Source organism: Bacillus cereus, assembly GCF_007678085.1.
GTDB lineage: Bacteria > Bacillota > Bacilli > Bacillales > Bacillaceae_G > Bacillus_A > Bacillus_A cereus_BE.
Map to the genome: position 1 here is coordinate 609,700 of NZ_VEDW01000003.1, position 20,281 is coordinate 629,980.

Here is a 20,281-nt window from a genome sequence, read left to right on the forward strand (position 1 = left end):
TTGAAATAGGGGTGGCATCATATGGAGCAAATTCCGGTGAAAAGAATAGAAGAAGTACTTGTTGTAGCAGGGGACGATAAACAGAAGCAAAAGGAATTTTATGAATTGCTCTTATCTACTGAGTTTTATGTTGCTGGTTCACTAGAAGCAGAGGACGGGGCAACAGAAGGAATACTTCGTTTGCGTCATTTCCAAGGAGAGGGTAGATGGATCGTTCCGTTCTTTACACAAATGGAATTTGTAAAAGACGTGTTGCCAGAAGGAACGCCCCTTATTACGATACGTGGGAAAGAGTTATTTGGTGGCATTGAAAAAGATGCTACGGCAGTATTAAATGTTGGAACTGAGATAAGTAAAACATTTATTCCAGAAGAAATTGCAGATATCGCATCTGGACGAATTTTTAATTATTATAAATAAAAGGAAAAGCGGAATCGCTTTTCCTTTTTAATTTGAAAACGGAGTGACTACGCCAGAAGAAATAGAGAGTGTTTTATTATTTGTACTTATAGTCGCTGTAGCTCCAAGAGGAATCCCGATATTTGGGCTTATATGTCCAATCGGTAAACCGAATAGAACAGGTATATGATAGGGTGCGAAATATTCATATAATATTGTTTGCAATGATTGAGACGGTTTAGAAGGAGTGCAGTCGTGACAACTTGTAAAAATAACACCACTACATTCATTGAATTTTCCAGATAAAAGTAGCTGATTTAACATACGGTCAATGCGATACGGTTCCTCCCCAATGTCTTCAAGCAATAAAAGTTTATTAGCCGTATTTATCTCATAGGTTGAGCCAATTATGCTCGTTAATACAGTTAAATTCCCTCCCGCTAATGTGCCTGTAACTGTACATGAAGAGGTTGATGCGATACATTCTGAAGCAGATAAGATGGTGGAATACGGATGAAATAGTTGCTTGAAAGAAGATAAAGAGAGAGAATCTACACCTTTTCCTAATTCTTCAACCATTGGGCCATGAAAAGTAATGAGCTTTGCATAACGTGAAAAGGCCGTATGTAAAGCTGTAATATCGCTATATCCCCAAAAGATTTTTGGATTTTGCCTAATGATTTCATATTGAATGTGAGGGAGGAGACGAGCACTTCCGTAACCACCCCGTGCACAGAAAATGGCTTTTACTTCATGATTGGAAAATGCTTCATGTATATCATCAAGGCGAACCTGATCACTTCCAGCTAAATATCCATATTTCTCATAAACACTCTTCCCGATTACTACAGATAAACCCATCTCTTGTAATACATTTACACCTTTTAATACACTTTCAATTGTTGGTGGACCGGACGGTGCAATAACCATTACTGTATCACCTTGTTGTAACGCATCTGGATAAATCATCATTTTCAGCCTCCTTCACTTTCAATATATTCGCTTCATAGGAAGTTCAACCCTTGTAAAAGAAGGGGAAAGTTTGTCAAATAAAGAAGATATAAGGGGAATGGGAGAAAGAAACAGTAAACAAAAACATAGACAAAAGTAGGCATATATAATAAAAAGTAATTATGAAACAATATAAACCAAAAGAATTTTCAGAAATGCTTAATGTCTCTGTTAAGACATTGCAAAGGTGGGACAATCAAGGTGTTTTAACTGCTTACCGAAACCAAAAAGGAAGATGATACTATACAGAAGAACAGTATAAGGAATATATGGGTATTCAAGAAGAAAATAAAGTAGGCAAAGTAGTTATTTACACAAGAGTATCAAATCCAGGTCAGAAAGATGATTTAGAAAATCAGGTTGAGTTTTTAAAAGCATTCGCAAATGCACGAAGGATGATTGTAGATGAAGTTATCACAGATATTGGTAGCGGATTAAACTACAAAAGAAAACAGTGGAATAAACTGATTGACATTTGTATGGAAAGAAATATTTCGACTATCATCATTGCACACAAAGATAGATTTGTACGTTTTGGATATGATTGGTTTGAAAAGTTTCTTCGTAAAATGGGGGTGAAAATTATTATTGTTAACAATAATAAACTATCTCCTCAAGAAGAACTTGTTCAGGATTTAATATCTATCATTCATGTATTTAGTTGTAGAATATATGGGTTGAGAAAATACAAAAAGAAAATGTCGGAGGATGAAGACTTATGAAAAGAGCATATTTAATAGAAGTCAAACCGACAACTGAACAAGTTAGTAAAATCCGTCAAACTATTGGGGTGTGTCGATATGTATATAACCTGTATATCTCTAAAAATAAAGAGGCATATGAGTCGGAGGGGAAATTTCTTAGTGGCTATGACTTTTCCAAATGGCTAAACAACATTCATACAAAAGAGTGTGACCAGTGGATTAAAGAAGTGTCGAGCAAAGCGGTAAAACAAGCGATTATGAATGGAGATAAAGCTTTTAAGCGATTTTTTAAAGGTTTATCTAAGTTTCCACGATATAAAAAAAAGAAGAAGCAAGATGTGAAGTGCTACTTTCCGAAAAACAACAAAACAGATTGGACAGTAGAAAGACATAGAGTAAAAGTCCCTACAATTGGTTGGATAAGGTTAAAAGAGTATGGATATATTTCAAAAAATACAACTGTAAAAAGTGGTACAGTATGTCAAAGAGCAGGAAGATACTATGTGTCTATACTCTGTGAAGTGAAAGAGGTAAAACCAAATTCAATTCTCAATGCAGTAGGTCTAGGAATTGATTTGGGAATTAAAGACTTCGCTGTACGTAGCGATGGAAAAACTCACAAAAATATAAATAAAACAGTACAAGTAAAAAAGATAGAAAAACGGTTAAAACGTGAACAACGCTCTTTATCACGCAAATTTGAAAATATAAGAAAGCGAGGTGAACAACCTGTTACTAATAAAAGAGCGAATATAGATAAAAACATTCTTAGGGTGCAAAAACTACATGCTAGGCTAGTAAATATCCGATTAGCGTATGTAAAGTCTATTGTAAATGATGTGGTGAAAACCAAGCCAACGTTTATTACAGTAGAAGATTTGAATGTGAAAGGTATGATGAAGAACAAACATCTATCTAAAGCTGTAGCGCAACAATGTTTTTATACTTTTAAAACATGGCTATCAACGAAATGTAGGGAATATGGAATTGAACTACGGCAAGCGGACAGATTCTATCCATCTTCTAAAATATGTTCATGTTGCGGTCAAAAAAAGTCGGATTTAAAGCTGTCTGACCGAGTATATACATGTGATTGTGGAAATGTAATGGATAGAGATTTAAATGCATCTATCAACCTTTTACAAGCAAAAAAATATACAATACTAACGTAAATAGATTGTATATATGTACGGTGGGCTACATCGGAATTTACGCCTGTGGAGTGTCACAGCAAACTGTAGTAGCAAGTGATTAGCGAGGCAGGGCACGTAGAAGCAGGAATACTCTAAGAATATACATTTGTCTATATTTTTAGTAGCAGGAGAAATGATGTTTACAAGTCGTGTAATAGATCTATTACAAATTAAGTATCCAATCATTCAAGCAGGTATGGCAGGTGCAATTACGACGCCTGAGCTTGTTGCAGCTGTAAGTAATAGCGGAGGACTAGGAACGCTTGGAGCAGGTTATATGAGCCCTGAACAAATTCGTGACGCAATTTATAAAATAAGGGAACGAACGGATAAGCCTTTCGGTGTTAATTTACTGTTAACGAAAGAGATACAGATAGAAGAAGAGAAGGTAACCTTGGCAAAGGGATTACTTAGCGGAGTGAATAGAGAACTCGGTATAGAGGAAGAAGAGCAGCTAAAGCTTCCAAAAAGTTATAAAGAACAATTACAAGTGTTAGTAGAAGAAAACGTGCCAGTCGTTAGCTTTGCATTTCAAACGTTAGAAAAAGAAGAAATAGATGACTTAAAAAGAAGAGGAATAAAAGTCATCGGAACAGCTACTCATGTGAGAGAGGCAAAAGTGCTTGCTGAATTAGGAGTAGACATTATTGTCGGTCAAGGTAGCGAGGCAGGAGGACATAGAGGAACGTTTATCGGGAAAGAACAGGACGCTATGATTGGGACATTCGCATTAATTCCGCAGTTAGTAGCAGCAGTCCCGCATATACCAATTGTTGCAGCAGGTGGTGTAATGAACGGGCAAGGGCTTGTTGCGGCATTTACACTGGGGGCAGAAGCTGTTCAAATGGGATCAGCCTTTTTAACGAGTGAAGAAAGTATTACGCATGATGTGTATAAAGAAGCAGTTTTACATAGTACAGATACGAGTACAACTGTGACCCGTGCGTTTTCCGGGAAATATGCACGAGGTATTCGTAATGAATTCATAGAGAAGCATGAAGGGCATGAAGAAGGGCTTCCGATGTATCCAGTGCAAAATGTATTAACTTCTAAAATACGCCAAGAAGCAGCAAAGCATAATAAAGGAGAATACATGTCGCTTTGGGCAGGGCAAGCGTCATCATTAGCACGAATAGAATCAGCTCAGCATGTAGTGGAGCGAGTTATGAAAGAAGCAGAGAATGTAATCGAACAATTACAAAATGTATATAGAAAAAGACCACTTGAATAATTCAAGCGGTCTTTTCATTAGTTTGCTTTATAAAATTGTTGGATGGCTTCATCGATATAAACCCAGCCTTTCCAACCTAAGTGCATATGATCTTTTAAGAAGTATTTATCATACTCATGATTTGAGAAGTCGGCAATTGGATAGCCAGCTTTCTCAATTTGCTCATGAACTTTCTTGTAGTATAATTCGCGACGTTCTTTCGGGAAGCCAGCGTAATCGTACCAAGGACCTTTTACAGGAACAGAAATGAAGAGTGGTTTTGCACCAGATTGTTTTAGTAAATCAAGTACAATTTGTAAATCTTCATATTCTGGCGATTGATCATAAGCATCATTTTTTAAGTAGCCTTCACGTTGCTTTAATTTCTTCTTAATCTTGCTGTTGAAGTAATCATCTTCGATACCGTATTCGTTAGAACCTGATTCTACTGCACCAGTTTGATCTGCATGTTTACGAGCTTCTTCCCAATTCATTTGTTTTAATGAAGGGTCAAGTTTTTCTTTATGCGGTTTAATATCAAACATTGCTGTAAATAAATCTTTACGATCTAAAATGTTACGATAAATATAAGCGAAAGGTTTAGCAGCAAGTGCTTTTACTTTATGCTTTGTATCATCATAAACGATACCTTCAAGCGAAATTTTTAGTAAAGTTTCTTTCTTAACAATCTCAAAGTTTAATAAACGTTTTGCAATTTGCTTTTTCATTTCAGGCTTTAAGTCATCATTGAAAAGCAAGTGATAGCCTTGTTGTTTCGAAAAGTTAGGTGCAAAGTGTGTTTCATCAATACCTTGTGGTACAAACCATTGAGGAGAAAGAACGAATACCATTTTCTTATCTTTCAATTGATCCATTGTAGATGCAAAGTTTAACACATGTACAAGGTCTTGTGTTCCTCCGCGTCCAAGAAGGAATGGTGTGAACCCTTCAGGCTTTACTTTGAAATAATTTGATGGATGGAAAGCATCCATACGTGCAAATTCCGATGAACCGTACATCGGAAGGTATTTCGGGTCTGCTAACATCTTTTGCTGTAAAATCATACTTTGAATCTTTTCTTCTTTTAAAGAAGTGGCAGCTTGTTCTACTTTTTCATCACTTAAAAGTGGAAGTAGGAAGCGCGTTGGAATAAGTAAGAATACAGCAAAAAGGGCCAATGCTAAAAGCATCGGACCAAATTTTGCTTTGTTCATCGGATTTCTTCCAACTTCTTAATAACCATGTTTGGTGTAGCCCACTCGTCACGGTCAAAATCAGAAATAGAAACTTCAATATCTAAACGCTCTTGGAATTCAACTAATAAAGATACTACAGCGAAAGAATCAAGAATACCTTCTTCAAATAATTGAACATCTAAGTTTTCTTTCACAATATCGTTTTCACATACTTCTTCTAAAATATCTAATACTTGCTCTTTGAATTCTGCCATTTTTAAAATCTCCTTTATATCCGAAATATATTATATGTGCAACTTCTTATTAGTATAAGAAGGGTGCATTAAAAGTATCTGTTAAGGTGTCCAGAGAAAATTAGGAAACCGAAACATACAACGTGGAACGTAATTACAATCGCAAGGACGTGTGTAAATTTATTGTTGGGCCAAAACTTATGCTTCTTGTTTTTTCGTTCGAAAATATCGAATAAAATAAACAGTGCGGCATGATAGAGACCATAAATAACATACTGCGCAATGGCGCTTCCTTGGATGTGCCAAATTCCCATAATGAAGAAGTTTAAAAAGGCACCGATATACGAAATTGTGTAACGGTTCTTGATTAACTTTTTCTTCGTTGCAAAAAAGACGAAACGCATGTAAATAAAATCACGGAACCAGAATGATAAACTCATGTGCCAGCGGTTCCAGAAGTCTTTAATGTTACGACTAAGGAATGGCTTATTAAAGTTTTCTGGCGTTTTAATTCCCATCATGTAACTGATACCAATTACGAACGCACTATAACCTGCAAAGTCAAAGAATAATTGCATGCTAGTAGCGTACATAAAAATCACATTAGATAAAAGTGTATCTTGATTGGCGAATACTGCCTTAACAAGATATGTTGTTATCAAGTGCGCGATTATAAACTTATACAGAAAACCTTGGAAAATACGGTTAAGTCCTGTATATAGTAATTTTTGATATTCCTCAGCACTAGGTGGCTTTTGGATATCTTTTTGGAATCTACGGTAACGATCGATAGGTCCACTTGAAATCGCAGGGAAGAATAAAACGAATTCCCAGAAATTAAAGAAGGAAAGTTCTTTAATTAAATTATCACGAACTTCAAAGACCATTTGTACTGCTCTAAATGTTACGTAAGACATACCTGCGAAAACAATAAAATGTAATTCAGGTACAAATGGTGCGATTTTTGCCAAAATAAGTGGCAAAATTGATAAAATAACAGCTATACAAAACATGAATGTACTATTATTTTGTTTTCTTAAAATTAAATAGCCTTTAATTAGGGCATATTGCCAAATAATAAATGCGGCTAACATAATCGCTTGCTTCGGTTTATCCGAGAAGATAATAGCAATCATGACTAATGTTAAAACGGCATTATATTTACGCAACATTTTACCTTTTAATCCAGCTATGATAGTAGGTATTAATAAAATGCCCACTATAGCGAAAAAATAAAATGATCCATATGCGGTCATGCTGTAACCTCACTCAATAATTTTTTGCGATCTACCTTTCCATTTGGTGTCATTGGAATAGAAGATTGATACATGAATTTACGTGGAATCATGTAGTTTGGTAATCGCTCATTGAGTTCTTTTTTGATTGCAGATGTTAATTTGAATTCTTTTTCAAATGAATGTTCGCCCGGAACAACAACCGCTAATAAATAATCGTATTTCTCACCTTTTTTAATTGGAACGATAACTGCTCCTTCTACGTAAGTACACGCACGAAGATGATGCTCAATTTCTTCTAATTCCATTCGATAACCATGCAGCTTAATTTGGAAATCAAGACGACCATTATAGAATAGAAGACCATTTTCAACATAGCCAGCATCGCCTGTTTTATAGGCGCGCTCACCGTCAATCATAGTAAATGCTTTTTCCGTTAATTCAGGGCTTCCTAAATATCCAACGCTTACGCTTGGACCGACAATTACGATTTCACCTTTTTCACCATCAGGTGCAAGCGTGCCATCTTCTTTCATAATAAGAAGGCGGCAGTCTGATTTACAGTAGCCAACTGGAAGTGATTTGTATTGATCAAGCACTTCTTCTGTAACGTGAATACCTGTTACAGCGACAGTAGCTTCAGTTGGACCGTACGTATTCATAATTGTTGCTTTCGGGAAACGCTCAATTAATTTTCTAGCTACTTCATTTGGTAACACTTCACCGCAGAATAAGAATGTTTTCATGTTCGGTAGCATACTCTCAGAGAAAGATGCTTCCATTAAACACATCTCTGCGAAAGATGGTGTCGAAGTCCATACTTGTATATCCGATTGCTCTAAAGAAGCAAACAAGTCTTTTGGACGTGCAATCATATCTTTATCGATTGCCCAAAGTGTACCACCTGTTACTAATGATGGGTAAATATCCATGACAGATAAATCGAATGAGAAAGGTGCTTGATTTAAGAATACTTGCCCTGTTTGTAAGTTGAAATCTTCTACAGCCCATTTTGTAAAGCTTACAAGGCAGTTATAAGTAATCTGAACCCCTTTCGGATTACCTGTGCTTCCTGATGTGTAAATAATGTAGAAGTTCTCATCACCTTTTACCGCATGTTCAGGATTTGGAGTGTTCCCTTTATGAGTAAAGAAAATATCTTTTAAGTTGTCTTCACTTACAATGCGAACTGGTAAATCAGTTACAGTTACTTCTGCTGCTGATAAAAGTAGTTTCGCACCAGAATTTTCAGCGATACGTTGTACACGATCAGCTGGGATAGATAAATCTACAGGAATATAAGCATGTCCAGCTTTTACACAACCTAAAAAGTTAATAATCATTTCAGGTTGCATATGGCCATACACCATAATTGGTGAACGATCATCTGGATACGCAGAAGAAATCCAATGTGCTAACGCATCAGAATCTTCCTTTAATTGTTTGTACGTAATTTTCGCATCTCGCCAAACAAAAGCAGTTTGATCAGGCGTTTCAATAGCCCACTTTTCAATTTGTTCTAATAACTTCATAACGTTCCCACCCTAGAATTCATTGTAAATAAATGTACTTGTGTTTGTATCATGGAATCCATACAACCAAAGTAATGCAAATAAAATTGCAAGGTAATAAACCGTCTTTGCAACCCATTGTGTGAGTGGTCGAGACCATATCTCTTTTAATCTTTCCATGTCTTTCCCTCTCTTAATGAAATAATAGCTCTTTGTAGGTATCATGTCCTACATTATTGTGAAAAAAACAAAATTCCACATTTTAGGTAAAAATAAGTCAAAAGGCTCTTTTCTGATATTAGCACTAAATACTAAAAAAGAAAATCCCTAACTTAGCAATTATATTACATTCAGCATCAATTTGTAATGGGTTTGATATGTAAATAGGAAGTGGATTGTGTCAATGTATAAAAGTGGTCTGGGAGAATGGATAGGAATGTAATATTTGTTTGAATTTTTGAGTTTTTCATAGTTAATGAATGAATTGTTAAAGTTTCATAAAAGGAGGCATTCCTGATGAAGAGGATGTGGAAGGATCTTATTTCAGCAGACAACATTATTAAATGGAGACGGTATTTTCATAAACATCCGGAATTATCATTTCATGAAAAAGAAACTTCGCAATTTATATATGATACGTTATGCTCATTTTCTTCTTTTGAAGTAACGAGACCGACGAAGTATAGTGTACTAGCAATTAAAAGAGGAACGGAACAAGGGAAAGTAGTTGCGATTCGGGCTGATATAGATGCTTTGCCAATTCAAGAGGAGACGAGGAAATCTTATACGTCTGTGAATAAAGGAGTGATGCATGCATGTGGACATGATGCTCACGCCGCTATTTTGTTAAGTACAGCAGAAGTACTATCAAATATAAAGGAAGATTTTGCAGGTGAGATTCGTCTATTCTTTCAGCACGCAGAAGAGATGTATCCTGGCGGCGGACAAGAAATGGTTGAGGCAGGCGTGATGGATGGTGTTGATTATGTAATAGGTTTACATGCTATGTCAGGACTTGAGAGCGGGAAAATTGGAATTGCGTATGGGCCGATGATGGCGGCACCAGATGTATTTACAGTTGAAATTCAAGGGAAAGGAGGGCATGCAGCGAGGCCAGAAGAAACGATAGATCCTATTGCTATCGGAGCGCAGATTATTACAAATCTACAACATATCGTATCAAGAAATACAAGTGCTTTCATGCAAAGAGTCGTTTCAGTTACACAGTTTCATGGGGGGATGGCTGATAATATCATTCCTAGCACAGCAACTTTAATGGGAACTGTTCGTTCATTTAATCAAGCATTAAGGGTGGAAGCAGAAGAGAAAATTGAAAACATCGTGAAAGGAATTACAAAAGCACATGGAGGGGAGTATATATATACGTATCGATATGGATATGATCCAGTTATTAATGATGAATATATTACGAAAGTAGTAGAAGAAAGTGCACTACATTTGTTTGGGAATGAGCGTGTTGTGAAGCTTGAACCTTCTATGGGAGGCGAAGATTTTTCTGCATATTTAAGAAAAGCACCAGGTTGCTTCATTAAATTGGGAACGGGGAATGAAAAGATAGATACTTGTTATCCACATCATCATCCGAAATTTGATGTAGATGAATCAGCTCTAATTTATGGAGTGGAATTATTTTTAGAGACAGTGATAAGACTACTAAAATCATAGAAAAGTATAAAAAAAGGCAACTGCGCTCTATCGCAGTTGCTTTTATTTCTTTCCGTCAGAGAGGGCTGAGAAAGAACTATGCTCATTTATAGTATATGAATGGCCAACGGACAAGCTTGTACATTTTAATCATTTTTTTAAAAATAGTTATTGACATTGATAATCACTGTCAATTAATCTAAAGATAGTTGAAATTGATAATTATTATCAATAGGATGGATGCGACATGTTAATGAGAAAAAAATTTCACCTTCTGCGGAGGGGATTAAAAGATAAAAATAAAGATGTTGATCAGCATATGGAATGGCAACGAAATGTAATTCGTTCTGAATATGTAGATGAGAAGAGTATACTTCCCACAGAAAAAGAGATACAAGGTAAAAGGAGAGATTCAGTTGAGTAAGTTAGTAATGATTTTTGCAAGTATGAGTGGAAATACAGAGGAAATGGCTGATCATATTGCGGGTGCAGTTCGTGAAACAGAAAATGAAATTGAAGTTATCGATATTATGGATTCACCAGAAGCTTCTATACTAGAACAGTATGATGGAATTATTTTAGGTGCTTACACTTGGGGAGATGGTGACCTTCCGGATGATTTCTTAGATTTTTATGACGCAATGGATTCTATTGATTTAACTGGGAAAAAAGCAGCAGTATTCGGATCATGTGATTCAGCTTATCCGAAATACGGTGTGGCGGTTGACATTTTAATAGAAAAGCTACAAGAGCGCGGAGCTGCAGTTGTGTTAGAAGGACTAAAAGTAGAATTAACGCCAGAAGATGAAGATGTAGAAAAATGTTTACAGTTTGGAGCTGAATTTGTAAAACACCTTTCTTAATGGCAGAAGGGAGATGAAGAGCAAGTGCACGAAAAAATCGCAATCAAAACGATGACCGATTATCATTTGTATGATTTTATGCGTTGTCCGCATAAATTTTATTTTCGTCATATAAAAAGAAGAGAACCTTCTTCATTTGAGTGGCAACAAATCGCACAAATGGTTGTAAATCGAATTATTAACGAATATTACACACTACCTGCGGGCCAACAAACGAAAATCGTACTTTTAATATTAATAGAAAAGTATTGGAAAAAAGTAAGGATTAATATGTTTGCTTCGAAGACGGAGTATTATATTGTGTTAGCAAAGTTAACGGATCACTTATTACAGTTTGTTGAAAGAGATGATAGTCAGACACCGCCGTTATTTTTATATGAAAAATTTCAAACATATATGGAAGAGTTAGGTGTCCACATGTCATTGACATTAGAAGTTGGTGAGTGGAGTACTGAGTCGTTTGTAATTAAAAAGTATGTTGTCGATGCGGATGAGGAAATGCTTGCTCTTTGTCAAAAGTTAATGACAGTATTCAGTTATAAAGCTTTCGGCATTCTTCCAGGGAAAATTGAAGTTATTAATTTAATAGAAGGAACTAAGTATGAGTATATTCCGAAACAGGAAGATATTATAACTGGAATGGCTGATTTATCTAGAATGAAAGAAATGTTGCAACAACCTGAGCATTATACAGAGCGTCATTTTCGTTCTGAGTGTATAAGTTGTGCGTTTCGTAGTGAATGCCAAGGGGAAGAAGTAAAGAAAGAAGCAAAGCAGAAGAAAAATATCGTACATTAAAGGATGCAAATTTGCATCCTTTTTTGTTATTGACATGAAAAGCTTTTCATCATTTACCGTATATTTGTAGCAGATTTTAATAAAGGGAGGAATAATTAATGAAAGATGAAACGAAAGTATTTCAATGGTTAAAAGAACAGAATGCCCCTTTTGGAATTCAACTGCAAATTTTACAAGCATTTCAACTGTATAAAGTCATTGTTGAAATGGATAAAAAGTTAATGATGTATGAGGAGAGAGAGTATAGGGAGAGAATTTAATCTTGCTCCTGTAATATTATTTTCAGTTTTTCTGTACCTGCTAGGAATTCAAGTTCATTCTTTGTTTCAAAGTTATAAATAATATTGTGTAGTAAAGGACTGTGTTGATAAAAATTAATGATACGGAGACTTAGTAATGGGTCACATTGTGAAGTAAGTGTACTGTATTGCTCATATACTGATGTAGTAAATTCATGTCCAAAATCATAATATAGCCCAGCAAAATCAAAGGCGGGATCTCCAATTTGAGCATCACCAAAATCGATAATCCCTGAAATGTTTTTGTTCTGCTTATTAAATAAAATGTGATGATGTGTAAAATCAGCGTGAATAATTGTATTTTGAAAAGTGGATTTAGCTATACACGCAAAGAAATTTTTAAATAAACAATCTAACGCTGATTTTTGGTATGAAGTAAGATTGTTAGTAAGATATTGGTTTAATTTTGTTTGTAGCTCTTTCCAATAGGTGAGTGTTTTTTCTATAGGGAATTCTAATGCTTTCACACGCTTTACAGGAATACTATGTAAAGCCGCAAGGAAAGTCGCTAATTGTGTAATAATTATTTTCCGTTCTTTTTCATCTAACTTCGCAACTAGTTCTGTTTTTAACGGTTCACCATGAATGAGAGTATAGTAACTACAAAGTGGAAAAGTATCAGTATCCTTTTTATATAATAGGTGATACTTTGGAACCTCGATTTCTTGTAGCGAATGAGAGAGAATTATGCACAGTTCTTTTTCTAACGGAATACGCATTGCATATTCCTGTTTTCGCGGGAAGCGAAACAGTAGCTCATCATTTACGATAATTGCTACATTATCCCACCCTTCTTCATTTTGTTTAAAGGAATGTATAGAAAGATTAGGTAAAGCTTCTTTTATATATTGTTTGTAAGAGTCCATAATTGTTCCTCATTTCTATGTTAACTTATTCCACTTTATAATATCAGAATTTTCTTTCTATGTGTTAAAATATACCTATCATTATGAAGAGGGGCGGGAGTATTATGAAGAAAAGGTTATTAATTACTTCTTTATGTATCGCTTTTGGATTGTTTTGGTCATATAAAGAGGAGGTTTTTGCTAGCTATAAATCGATTGATCAGTACGGGTTAAATAAGGGATTACAGAACAAAAATATAGAAACTTTAACTCATAATGAAATGAAAAAGGTAGGAGAACATTTTGTGGCAGAGCAACTATCAGTGTTTGAGTTTAATAATAAAGAAGATGTGAAACGAAAAGGTGAAGAAATATTTTTAAATAGAGGGTATGAACGATTAATAGAAAATTATTATCCAAATCGTTTTCGGGATTTAGAATATAAATTTACAAACGAGGAGATAGGTGAAGTGATGGATGGAAGTTTTCTCTATCAAACTGTAGCGTACGTTGCGGGTACTGAAAATGGTAAGAGAAGCGAAATGAAATTGAATTATGAAATGAAAATTGTAAAGGTTAATAATATATTTAAGGTGTTAGAACAAAAGCAGTATGTACAATAAAGTGCTACAAATAGCCGATAAAAAAATCCCCCAGTTCTTTGAGGGATTTTAAAGGTTTTCATTTTGTTGACCAAGTTCTTTTTGAGCAATATATAAATTTCCTTGCTCGACTTGTTTCTGAGTAAGAACGGAATCACCTGCATATCCTTTTTCTGTTTTTACAGTTCTTTTTGAATGATTAGAATTTTGTTTCTTCATATAATAGACCACCTTCCATCAAAAATAAACGAAAATAATAAGTACGAGCAATACAGCAGCGAAAATGGTAATGCCCATTAAAAACGAAGTGTTTTTATATTTAGGTGGCTTATGTACATCTTGCTGATATCCAGGTGAAATTTCAGGGGCGAATTCTTCATCGAATGATTGCTGTTTTTCTTTTTCATCCATATGTATCCACCTTTCTTTTTCATTATGTTATACGTTCATAGAAAAAATATGCATAAAGAAAACCGCCCTCTATCGTGAGCGGCGGTTTTCTATTGTATATTTTCTTTGAACTTGAACGAGACGGGCAAGAAGGAAGATGGCGCCAAATGCTAGACCGATAATAAGACCGATCCAATATCCTTTTGCCGCCCAGTCAGTATAAGTTGCTAATATGTAACCGAGGGGGAGACCTATTACCCAATAAGCGATTAATGTCATAATTAAGGAAACATTTACGTCTTTATAACCACGTAGTGCCCCTTGTACAGGAGTTGCAATTGCATCTGAAATTTGAAATAAAATCGCAAATATAAGAAATTCTTTTGCTAAATGATGAACTTGTATATCTGTCGTATAAATAGAAGCAATTTCATCATCAAAGAAGTAGAGAAGAATTGAATATAATAGGGCGAATGCAAGTGCTAAGCCAATCCCGATAAATCCATATTGTTTTGCGGTATTATATCGTTTTGCTCCAACTTCGAATCCAACAGCGATGGTCATTGCCATTGCTAAACTTAAAGGAGTCATATATAACAAGGAAGCGAAGTTCATAGCTGCTTGATGAGCTGCGATTGTTGTCGTACTAAAATTACTCATCATAAGTGTTACTGCAGCAAAAATACTTGTTTCAAAAAAGATAGCAAACCCGATAGGGACGCCAAGTTGTAAGAACTCTTTCCAACTCGAAAGAGAAGGACGATATAATTGTTTAAAGATATGGAAAGATGCGAAAGGTTCTTTCGTACGAATAATCATAACGGTAATAATTAAAATGCACCAATAGGTTGCTGCAGAAGCAATTGCTGCTCCGACTCCACCGAGTTTTGGAAAACCGAAATGACCGAAAATTAATACATAATTTAATACTACGTTAATTGGTAATGATAGTAATGTAATGATCATGGTTGTGCGAGTTTTTCCTAATGCATCAATAAATCCGCGTAAAACAGTGTAAGTAAATAAAGGGATAATTCCAATTGCAATAATACTTAAAAATTGTGCCGCAATACGTTCCACAGGTTCTTCCAAGCGCATGCCGTTTAAAATAGGTGAAACAGTGAAGAAACCGATAAGGATGACCACGAAACTAGCACAAATTGCTAAATATACTGCTTGTATGACAATTTTGGGAACATCCTCTTTTTTCTTGGATCCAACGAGCTGCGCAACAATTGGAGTAGTAGCCATTAAAATTCCTGTTAATCCGGTACTAACGGGAAGCCATATACTTGTTCCGATAGCAACACCTGCTAAATCAATAGGGCTCGCGTGCCCTGACATTGTCGTATCAAAAAAGCTCATTGCAAATAATGACATTTGTGTTACGAAAATCGGGAAAAATAGTAATACAAATTGCTTTAATTTTTGTGAGAATGAATTAGTTTCTTTCATAAAATCCCCTTTCCGCTAAAAAACAAACCCTTACTATCATACAATTTAATCAAAAAATAGAAAAGAAATACGCGCATACAATATGTACAATTAATAAAAAAAGGATGCACTTTAATAGGGGATAAGGTATTATGATAAGGTGTGAAAAATTACATATTTGTTATTAAGGAGGCACTACTCGTGGCTGATTGGTTAATTGGAATAATCATGGGTGCTGTTGAAGGTTTAACAGAGTTTTTACCAGTTTCATCAACAGGACATATGATTTTAACAGGTCATTTACTTGGATTTGACGACGAGAGAGCGAAAGTTTTCGAAGTTGTTATTCAATTGGGATCGATTTTAGCAGTTGTTGTTATATTTTGGAAGCGTCTATGGTCTTTAGTAGGTATAGGGAAAGTAACAGATGGACCATCGTTAAATTTATTACATATTATTATCGGGATGATTCCTGCCGGCGTACTTGGCGTATTGTTCCATAGTGCGATTAAAGAAGTTTTATTTGGGCCAGGCCCAGTTGTCATCAGTTTAGTGGCTGGTGGTATTTTAATGATTGTTGCTGAAAAGTTTTCGAAACCAAGTACAGCAAGAACATTAGATGAAATCACATATAAGCAAGCATTTACAATTGGAATGTTCCAATGTTTAGCGCTTTGGCCAGGATTTTCTCGTTCTGGTTCTACAATAAGTGGTGGTTTATTAGCTCGCGTGTCACATACAGCGGCGGCTGAATATACATTCATTTTAGCAGTACCAATGATGGTAGCTGCAAGTGGCTTAGATTTAATTAAAAGCTGGGATATATTAAGTGCGGCTGATATACCATTATTTGCAACAGGATTTATTACAGCATTCGTTGTTGCGATGCTTGCAATTGTTTCATTCTTAAAATTATTATCTCGTGTAAAACTAACACCGTTCGCTTACTATCGTTTCATTTTAGCTGCGGTATTCTATTTCTTCATTATGTAATAAAAAAACTGCCGAGTTCGGCAGTTTTTTTATTTTACTACTTTTTCCATCATGCTTTCCATTACATGTTCCCAAAGAGAAGTATCATCAGCTAACGTAGCACGGAAATTAGCGTACATTTCTTTTTGTTTCTCTTCGAATGTTGGATCTTCTTTTTCAGGCAATGTAGCACGCATTGAAGTTACTAACTCTTGTACTTTTGGAGCACGTGGTCCAAAAACGGCTTGTTCATTTCCATCTTTATCAATGAAAATAAAGATTGGAATGGCACGTGCTGTTCCATTTGTTAAATATTGATCCATTAATTCTAAGTTTTCATCGCGAATTAATAATGACATTTCAATATTTGCAACTTCAGAAATTCGTTTCATAACAGGTACGCATAAAAGAGCGTCACCACACCAATCAGCTGTTAATACGATAACACGCCAGCCGTCATTTTGGCGTTCTTCTAATACAGGAAGTAATTCATTTGGAATTAAAAAGTTATTGTAAATGTGTAGTAGCTCGTATTGATTTACTTTCATTTCATTCACATATGTATCAAAGGACATACCTTTATCAGCCCATTGTTGTAAGTTCATAAGTAACACCTCTTTAGTATGATTTGTTTTCATTGTACCAATTTTTATATAGAAAAGCTTGTATTCTTACTCTTTCTTGTCTCTTAATAATTTATTTAAGAGGAAAAAGAATAGTACGACACATAATTCAGCTATGTTGGACAGTTGTACGCTCTCTATCCAATCGTCGGCAGTATGAATGACGAACCAATCTAATGTAATTTCAATGATTGCAAAAAGAGTAATAGCCAGCCAATTTGGCATGTTTCTTGTCATTGGATATAGCAACGCCTTGAGGAAACCGAAGATAAAGAATGTAATACCGTCTAAGAAAGTGATTAATAAAAAAAATAGAAGTAAAGCAGTGCGTGATCTATACTCTATACCTGTAATATGAAAGATTCCTACATATACAAAGAATATAAATGCAAAAATTATAATGAGAAACAGAATAACAAAACCAATAATCAAAGTCTTATCTTTTAGATTGAGATTAGAAAATTTGTCTTCTTCACTCACTATTCTATCTCCTTTTTCTGGGAATTTAATTTTATTGTATCATGAAATGTATATTAAAAAACTACGAATTATGGGGAAATAAGGTGACAAAAAGTAAGATTTCATGTAAAATTATTAATAAGGTTTTTATTTAACTAAATGAAATAAAAGGGGCTGTCAAAGTTGTCTCAAAATCGAGAGCAATTAATGGAAGAACTATCGACAAATGTATTCTCCATGTTCCGCACGTTGCGTAATGATATTGGAAAGATATTTGGTGGTTACATACCGTGGAATGAGTTCATCGTCCTTAGAATATTGAATCGTACGAATAAAGAAATGGTATCACGTGTAGCAAATGAGTTAAATGTGTCGAATAGTCATATTACAGCTGTTACAGAAAAATTAATTAATAAAGGTTTTGTAACTCGTTCACGTTCTACGTCAGATCGTAGAGTTGTATATTTGGAGATTACAGAACAAGGAAAAGATTTAGTTGCGAAAATGGAAGGGGAGAAAAAGAAATATTTACAAGAAAGATTCTCCGCGCTTTCAGAAGAAGAAATGAATGTAATGATATCTATTTCTAAAAAACTTATTTAATTCATTACAAGTAAGAAAACGCTTACGCAATAAAAGGAGAAGGCCTTCCCTATATGAGGAAGGTCTTCTTTCGTTTGTAAAAGATTATAAAAAAGAAAATATGTAACATACTACTAGTAAAGGAAGGGGGCAGACATATGACAAATCGAAATGGTAGTAAAGGGAGCGGAAATCAAGGCTCACCGAAATCAGGGCAATTTCAGCAAGAGTTTAGTACTGAATTTGAGACTGGTAATGATAACAAAGGAAAAGAATATCGTTCGAAAAAAGGAAGTAAATCAAAAAAGGAGTGAAAATTATCACTCCTTTTTTGATTTAAGATGCTGCAGATTGATCCGTATTATATTTTTCTTCTGATTTTGCGACAATCATTGCGCAAATTGCATCACCAGAAATATTTACAGCTGTTCGTGACATATCTAGAATGCGGTCAATACCGATAATTAAGGCAATACCTTCTACTGGTAGATTTACTTGATTTAATACCATCGTAAGCATTACAAGTCCAACACCTGGTACACCGGCAGTACCGATACTAGCTAGTACAGCAGTTAATACGACGACAGCTAATTGGGACATAGTAAGCTCAACTCCGTATACTTGAGCGATAAATACAGTTGCTACACCTTGCATAATGGCAGTACCATCCATATTAATCGTTGCACCTAGTGGTTGGACAAAAGAACTTATCGCTTTTGGAACGCCAAGTTTTTCTTGTGCTGTTTTCATCGCGAACGGAAGAGATGCATTAGAGCTAGATGTACTAAATCCAATTGCCATTACCGGTCCGAAATGTTTAAAGAAACGGACAATACTTTCTTTTGCTAATACCTTTAATAATCCGCCATACACGAAGACGCCGTGAATAATAAGTACTAGCATAACGACAATCATATACTTGAACATCGCAGCGACGCCTGCAAGACCCATTTTACCAACGGATGAAGCAAGCAATCCAAATGTTCCGATTGGAGCTAATTTCATAACGAGATTAACAAGATACATCATTAATTCGTTGCCCTGTTCAAGTAATGAATGGATACCTTGGACTCGTTTCCCTAAAATAGCTATACCGAGTCCGATTAATACGGCAAAGGCAATAATTTGTAACATGTTTCCATCAGCCATCGCTTTTGCTGGATTATCTGGTACGATATTTAGCAATGTATCGACGAATGATGTTTCGGTTTTTGCACCTTCATATTTAAGGCCTTCGGTTTTAAAGTTACCGCCAGATCCTGGTTGTATAATAAGTGCAAATGTAACTGCAATAGAGATGGCAACGGCTGTAGTGACAAGAAAGAATGAAATTGATTTTAAGCCGATTCTTCCAAGTTGTTTCGGGTCTCCAAGCCCAGCAGCCCCAAGCACGATAGAAATGAACACAACAGGAACAACTAGCATTTTAATGAGTCGAATAAACAATTGACCAAGTGGATTGAACACATATTGATTTAATGGTTCAAAAATGGATGGTGCAGCTAAATTTAAAGTGAGTCCGACAACTAAACCGAGAAATAATGCAATTAAGATTGCTTTTGTTTGTTTCAATAAAACCCCCCCTTATTTTTGTGAAATTACTTTCTATATTAATTGTACTGAAAAACTACCTATTTTGACAATATTTTCTGAATATTTTATACAAAAGCATCTATTTAAATATAGATTGCTTTTGCTAAAGTGAGCAAAAAAAGTTGGAAAATCTAGTGAGAAAACAAAATAGACCATCACATAGGATGGTCTAGGGAAGGGGACAATTTATGTCAATTTAATTAGGGATGGAAGTTGTTCAAGACACTGGGGAATGTCTTATAAATTAGGGAGGAACAACTTCGATACATATACTATAAAAGGTAGATGTGACCAGGGTGTGAACATAGAGTGAAAGAGAGAGGGAGTTTTACATAAAGGATTAGAGTACACAAAAAAATAAGACCATCAAATAAGAGATGGTCAAGGAAGGGGACAATTTATGTCAATTTAATTAGGGATGGAAGTTGTTCAAGACACTGGGGAATGTCTTATAAATTAGGGAG

Annotated in this window: 25 protein-coding genes and 1 pseudogene; 13 read left to right on the forward strand and 13 right to left on the reverse strand. The window is 35.2% G+C overall.

What is annotated here, in order from left to right; all coding sequences use genetic code 11:
• Positions 1 to 21 precede the first annotated feature (21 nt).
• Entirely contained in the window at positions 22 to 420 is a 399-nt protein-coding gene (locus FS742_RS16770) for an SseB family protein (RefSeq protein WP_042515547.1), read from the forward strand.
• A gap of 27 nt (positions 421 to 447) precedes the next feature.
• Here the strand turns inward: FS742_RS16770 and FS742_RS16775 are convergent, their stop codons facing one another.
• Complete coding sequence (locus FS742_RS16775) at positions 448 to 1,368, reverse strand: S66 peptidase family protein (RefSeq protein WP_144613899.1); 921 nt, start codon at positions 1,366 to 1,368, stop codon at positions 448 to 450.
• 164 nt (positions 1,369 to 1,532) lie between these two features.
• Here FS742_RS16775 and FS742_RS16780 point away from each other — a divergent pair.
• The 3 genes and pseudogenes from FS742_RS16780 to FS742_RS16790 all read left to right on the forward strand — a co-directional run bounded on the left by FS742_RS16780 (position 1,533) and on the right by FS742_RS16790 (position 4,538).
• Positions 1,533 to 2,132 (forward strand): annotated as a pseudogene (locus tag FS742_RS16780) (IS607 family transposase).
• Positions 2,129 to 3,286 (forward strand): RNA-guided endonuclease InsQ/TnpB family protein, encoded by a 1,158-nt coding sequence (locus FS742_RS16785; protein WP_144613750.1) that lies wholly within the window; start codon positions 2,129 to 2,131, stop codon positions 3,284 to 3,286. The pseudogene FS742_RS16780 and the gene FS742_RS16785 overlap by 4 nt, the downstream one beginning before the upstream one ends.
• Positions 3,287 to 3,443: 157 nt before the next feature.
• Positions 3,444 to 4,538, forward strand: coding sequence for an NAD(P)H-dependent flavin oxidoreductase (locus FS742_RS16790; protein ID WP_144613752.1), 1,095 nt, complete (start codon positions 3,444 to 3,446; stop codon positions 4,536 to 4,538).
• Positions 4,539 to 4,555: 17 nt separating this feature from the next.
• Here FS742_RS16790 and dltD read toward each other — a convergent pair whose 3' ends face one another.
• The 5 genes from dltD to FS742_RS16815 form a co-directional block, all read right to left on the reverse strand.
• A complete protein-coding gene (dltD, locus tag FS742_RS16795; protein ID WP_048544965.1) occupies positions 4,556 to 5,731 on the reverse strand; it encodes a D-alanyl-lipoteichoic acid biosynthesis protein DltD in 1,176 nt (391 codons plus the stop codon).
• Positions 5,728 to 5,967, reverse strand: coding sequence for a D-alanine--poly(phosphoribitol) ligase subunit DltC (dltC, locus tag FS742_RS16800; RefSeq protein WP_000807310.1), 240 nt, complete (start codon positions 5,965 to 5,967; stop codon positions 5,728 to 5,730). Before dltC ends, dltD begins: the two co-directional genes overlap by 4 nt.
• 68 nt (positions 5,968 to 6,035) lie before the next feature.
• Positions 6,036 to 7,202, reverse strand: coding sequence for a D-alanyl-lipoteichoic acid biosynthesis protein DltB (dltB, locus tag FS742_RS16805; protein ID WP_144613754.1), 1,167 nt, complete (start codon positions 7,200 to 7,202; stop codon positions 6,036 to 6,038).
• Entirely contained in the window at positions 7,199 to 8,713 is a 1,515-nt protein-coding gene (gene dltA, locus FS742_RS16810) for a D-alanine--poly(phosphoribitol) ligase subunit DltA (protein WP_144613756.1), read from the reverse strand. Before dltA ends, dltB begins: the two co-directional genes overlap by 4 nt.
• 12 nt (positions 8,714 to 8,725) lie before the next feature.
• Positions 8,726 to 8,872 carry a teichoic acid D-Ala incorporation-associated protein DltX gene (locus FS742_RS16815; RefSeq protein WP_000440293.1) on the reverse strand — a complete coding sequence of 49 codons (147 nt, stop codon included), beginning with the start codon at positions 8,870 to 8,872 and terminating at the stop codon, positions 8,726 to 8,728.
• A 336-nt stretch (positions 8,873 to 9,208) separates the two neighbouring features.
• On the opposite strand from FS742_RS16815, the gene FS742_RS16820 reads away from it, so the two are divergent.
• The 5 genes from FS742_RS16820 to FS742_RS27655 all read left to right on the forward strand — a co-directional run bounded on the left by FS742_RS16820 (position 9,209) and on the right by FS742_RS27655 (position 12,278).
• Complete coding sequence (locus tag FS742_RS16820; protein ID WP_144613758.1) at positions 9,209 to 10,378, forward strand: M20 metallopeptidase family protein; 1,170 nt, start codon at positions 9,209 to 9,211, stop codon at positions 10,376 to 10,378.
• Positions 10,379 to 10,604: 226 nt separating this feature from the next.
• Positions 10,605 to 10,781 carry a hypothetical protein gene (locus tag FS742_RS27650; protein WP_186327188.1) on the forward strand — a complete coding sequence of 59 codons (177 nt, stop codon included), beginning with the start codon at positions 10,605 to 10,607 and terminating at the stop codon, positions 10,779 to 10,781.
• Complete coding sequence (locus tag FS742_RS16825; protein ID WP_144613760.1) at positions 10,774 to 11,220, forward strand: flavodoxin; 447 nt, start codon at positions 10,774 to 10,776, stop codon at positions 11,218 to 11,220. The genes FS742_RS27650 and FS742_RS16825 overlap by 8 nt, the downstream gene beginning before the upstream one ends.
• A 24-nt stretch (positions 11,221 to 11,244) precedes the next feature.
• Positions 11,245 to 12,018 (forward strand): hypothetical protein, encoded by a 774-nt coding sequence (locus FS742_RS16830; RefSeq protein ID WP_144613761.1) that lies wholly within the window; start codon positions 11,245 to 11,247, stop codon positions 12,016 to 12,018.
• 98 nt (positions 12,019 to 12,116) lie between these two features.
• Positions 12,117 to 12,278, forward strand: coding sequence for a hypothetical protein (locus FS742_RS27655; protein ID WP_002149564.1), 162 nt, complete (start codon positions 12,117 to 12,119; stop codon positions 12,276 to 12,278).
• Here FS742_RS27655 and FS742_RS16835 read toward each other — a convergent pair.
• The gene (locus FS742_RS16835) at positions 12,275 to 13,183 is read right to left on the reverse strand and encodes an aminoglycoside phosphotransferase family protein (RefSeq protein WP_144613763.1); all 909 of its coding nucleotides are present in this window, start codon (positions 13,181 to 13,183) and stop codon (positions 12,275 to 12,277) included. The genes FS742_RS27655 and FS742_RS16835 overlap by 4 nt on opposite strands.
• Positions 13,184 to 13,266: 83 nt before the next feature.
• On the opposite strand from FS742_RS16835, the gene FS742_RS16840 reads away from it, so the two are divergent.
• On the forward strand, positions 13,267 to 13,785 hold the full coding sequence (locus FS742_RS16840) for a biotin transporter BioY (RefSeq protein WP_144613765.1): 519 nt from the start codon (positions 13,267 to 13,269) through the stop codon (positions 13,783 to 13,785).
• A gap of 48 nt (positions 13,786 to 13,833) precedes the next feature.
• Here the strand turns inward: FS742_RS16840 and FS742_RS27660 are convergent, their stop codons facing one another.
• The 3 genes from FS742_RS27660 to FS742_RS16850 form a co-directional block, all read right to left on the reverse strand.
• Positions 13,834 to 13,983 carry a hypothetical protein gene (locus FS742_RS27660; RefSeq protein WP_186327189.1) on the reverse strand — a complete coding sequence of 50 codons (150 nt, stop codon included), beginning with the start codon at positions 13,981 to 13,983 and terminating at the stop codon, positions 13,834 to 13,836.
• Positions 13,984 to 14,001: 18 nt separating this feature from the next.
• Entirely contained in the window at positions 14,002 to 14,175 is a 174-nt protein-coding gene (locus FS742_RS16845) for a 2-isopropylmalate synthase (protein WP_144613766.1), read from the reverse strand.
• 69 nt (positions 14,176 to 14,244) lie between these two features.
• Complete coding sequence (locus FS742_RS16850) at positions 14,245 to 15,609, reverse strand: MATE family efflux transporter (RefSeq protein ID WP_144613768.1); 1,365 nt, start codon at positions 15,607 to 15,609, stop codon at positions 14,245 to 14,247.
• A gap of 180 nt (positions 15,610 to 15,789) precedes the next feature.
• On the opposite strand from FS742_RS16850, the gene uppP reads away from it, so the two are divergent.
• Positions 15,790 to 16,581 (forward strand): bacitracin resistance undecaprenyl-diphosphatase, encoded by a 792-nt coding sequence (uppP, locus tag FS742_RS16855; RefSeq protein WP_000796248.1) that lies wholly within the window; start codon positions 15,790 to 15,792, stop codon positions 16,579 to 16,581.
• Positions 16,582 to 16,610: 29 nt separating this feature from the next.
• On the opposite strand, the gene FS742_RS16860 is transcribed toward uppP, so the two are convergent.
• On the reverse strand, positions 16,611 to 17,198 hold the full coding sequence (locus FS742_RS16860; RefSeq protein ID WP_144613770.1) for a thioredoxin family protein: 588 nt from the start codon (positions 17,196 to 17,198) through the stop codon (positions 16,611 to 16,613).
• Positions 17,199 to 17,231: 33 nt separating this feature from the next.
• Positions 17,232 to 17,663 carry a YrvL family regulatory protein gene (locus tag FS742_RS16865; protein WP_144613772.1) on the reverse strand — a complete coding sequence of 144 codons (432 nt, stop codon included), beginning with the start codon at positions 17,661 to 17,663 and terminating at the stop codon, positions 17,232 to 17,234.
• Between the two features lie 162 nt (positions 17,664 to 17,825).
• Between FS742_RS16865 and FS742_RS16870 the strand changes: the two genes are divergently transcribed.
• Positions 17,826 to 18,245 (forward strand): MarR family winged helix-turn-helix transcriptional regulator, encoded by a 420-nt coding sequence (locus FS742_RS16870; protein WP_144613774.1) that lies wholly within the window; start codon positions 17,826 to 17,828, stop codon positions 18,243 to 18,245.
• Between the two features lie 137 nt (positions 18,246 to 18,382).
• Positions 18,383 to 18,538 carry a hypothetical protein gene (locus FS742_RS16875; RefSeq protein WP_000184933.1) on the forward strand — a complete coding sequence of 52 codons (156 nt, stop codon included), beginning with the start codon at positions 18,383 to 18,385 and terminating at the stop codon, positions 18,536 to 18,538.
• Between the two features lie 22 nt (positions 18,539 to 18,560).
• On the opposite strand, the gene FS742_RS16880 is transcribed toward FS742_RS16875, so the two are convergent.
• Positions 18,561 to 19,796: a dicarboxylate/amino acid:cation symporter gene (locus tag FS742_RS16880; protein WP_061678898.1), complete on the reverse strand. Its 1,236-nt coding sequence runs from the start codon at positions 19,794 to 19,796 to the stop codon at positions 18,561 to 18,563.
• Positions 19,797 to 20,281: the final 485 nt, after the last annotated feature.

Bases quoted from the DNA above. Each gene is read 5' to 3' on its own strand.
- FS742_RS16790 (WP_144613752.1), top strand. From the start codon at position 3,444: ATGTTTACAAGTCGTGTAATAGATCTATTACAAATTAAGTATCCAATC.
- FS742_RS27660 (WP_186327189.1), bottom strand. From the start codon at position 13,983: ATGAAGAAACAAAATTCTAATCATTCAAAAAGAACTGTAAAAACAGAA.
- FS742_RS16835 (WP_144613763.1), bottom strand. From the start codon at position 13,183: ATGGACTCTTACAAACAATATATAAAAGAAGCTTTACCTAATCTTTCT.
- FS742_RS16775 (WP_144613899.1), bottom strand. From the start codon at position 1,368: ATGATTTATCCAGATGCGTTACAACAAGGTGATACAGTAATGGTTATT.
- dltC (WP_000807310.1), bottom strand. From the start codon at position 5,967: ATGGCAGAATTCAAAGAGCAAGTATTAGATATTTTAGAAGAAGTATGT.
- FS742_RS16860 (WP_144613770.1), bottom strand. From the start codon at position 17,198: ATGAAAACAAATCATACTAAAGAGGTGTTACTTATGAACTTACAACAA.
- FS742_RS16815 (WP_000440293.1), bottom strand. From the start codon at position 8,872: ATGGAAAGATTAAAAGAGATATGGTCTCGACCACTCACACAATGGGTT.
- FS742_RS27655 (WP_002149564.1), top strand. From the start codon at position 12,117: ATGAAAGATGAAACGAAAGTATTTCAATGGTTAAAAGAACAGAATGCC.
- FS742_RS16820 (WP_144613758.1), top strand. From the start codon at position 9,209: ATGAAGAGGATGTGGAAGGATCTTATTTCAGCAGACAACATTATTAAA.
- dltB (WP_144613754.1), bottom strand. From the start codon at position 7,202: ATGACCGCATATGGATCATTTTATTTTTTCGCTATAGTGGGCATTTTA.
- FS742_RS27650 (WP_186327188.1), top strand. From the start codon at position 10,605: ATGTTAATGAGAAAAAAATTTCACCTTCTGCGGAGGGGATTAAAAGAT.
- FS742_RS16770 (WP_042515547.1), top strand. From the start codon at position 22: ATGGAGCAAATTCCGGTGAAAAGAATAGAAGAAGTACTTGTTGTAGCA.
- FS742_RS16875 (WP_000184933.1), top strand. From the start codon at position 18,383: ATGACAAATCGAAATGGTAGTAAAGGGAGCGGAAATCAAGGCTCACCG.
- FS742_RS16785 (WP_144613750.1), top strand. From the start codon at position 2,129: ATGAAAAGAGCATATTTAATAGAAGTCAAACCGACAACTGAACAAGTT.
- dltA (WP_144613756.1), bottom strand. From the start codon at position 8,713: ATGAAGTTATTAGAACAAATTGAAAAGTGGGCTATTGAAACGCCTGAT.
- dltD (WP_048544965.1), bottom strand. From the start codon at position 5,731: ATGAACAAAGCAAAATTTGGTCCGATGCTTTTAGCATTGGCCCTTTTT.
- FS742_RS16840 (WP_144613765.1), top strand. From the start codon at position 13,267: ATGAAGAGGGGCGGGAGTATTATGAAGAAAAGGTTATTAATTACTTCT.
- FS742_RS16850 (WP_144613768.1), bottom strand. From the start codon at position 15,609: ATGAAAGAAACTAATTCATTCTCACAAAAATTAAAGCAATTTGTATTA.
- FS742_RS16845 (WP_144613766.1), bottom strand. From the start codon at position 14,175: ATGGATGAAAAAGAAAAACAGCAATCATTCGATGAAGAATTCGCCCCT.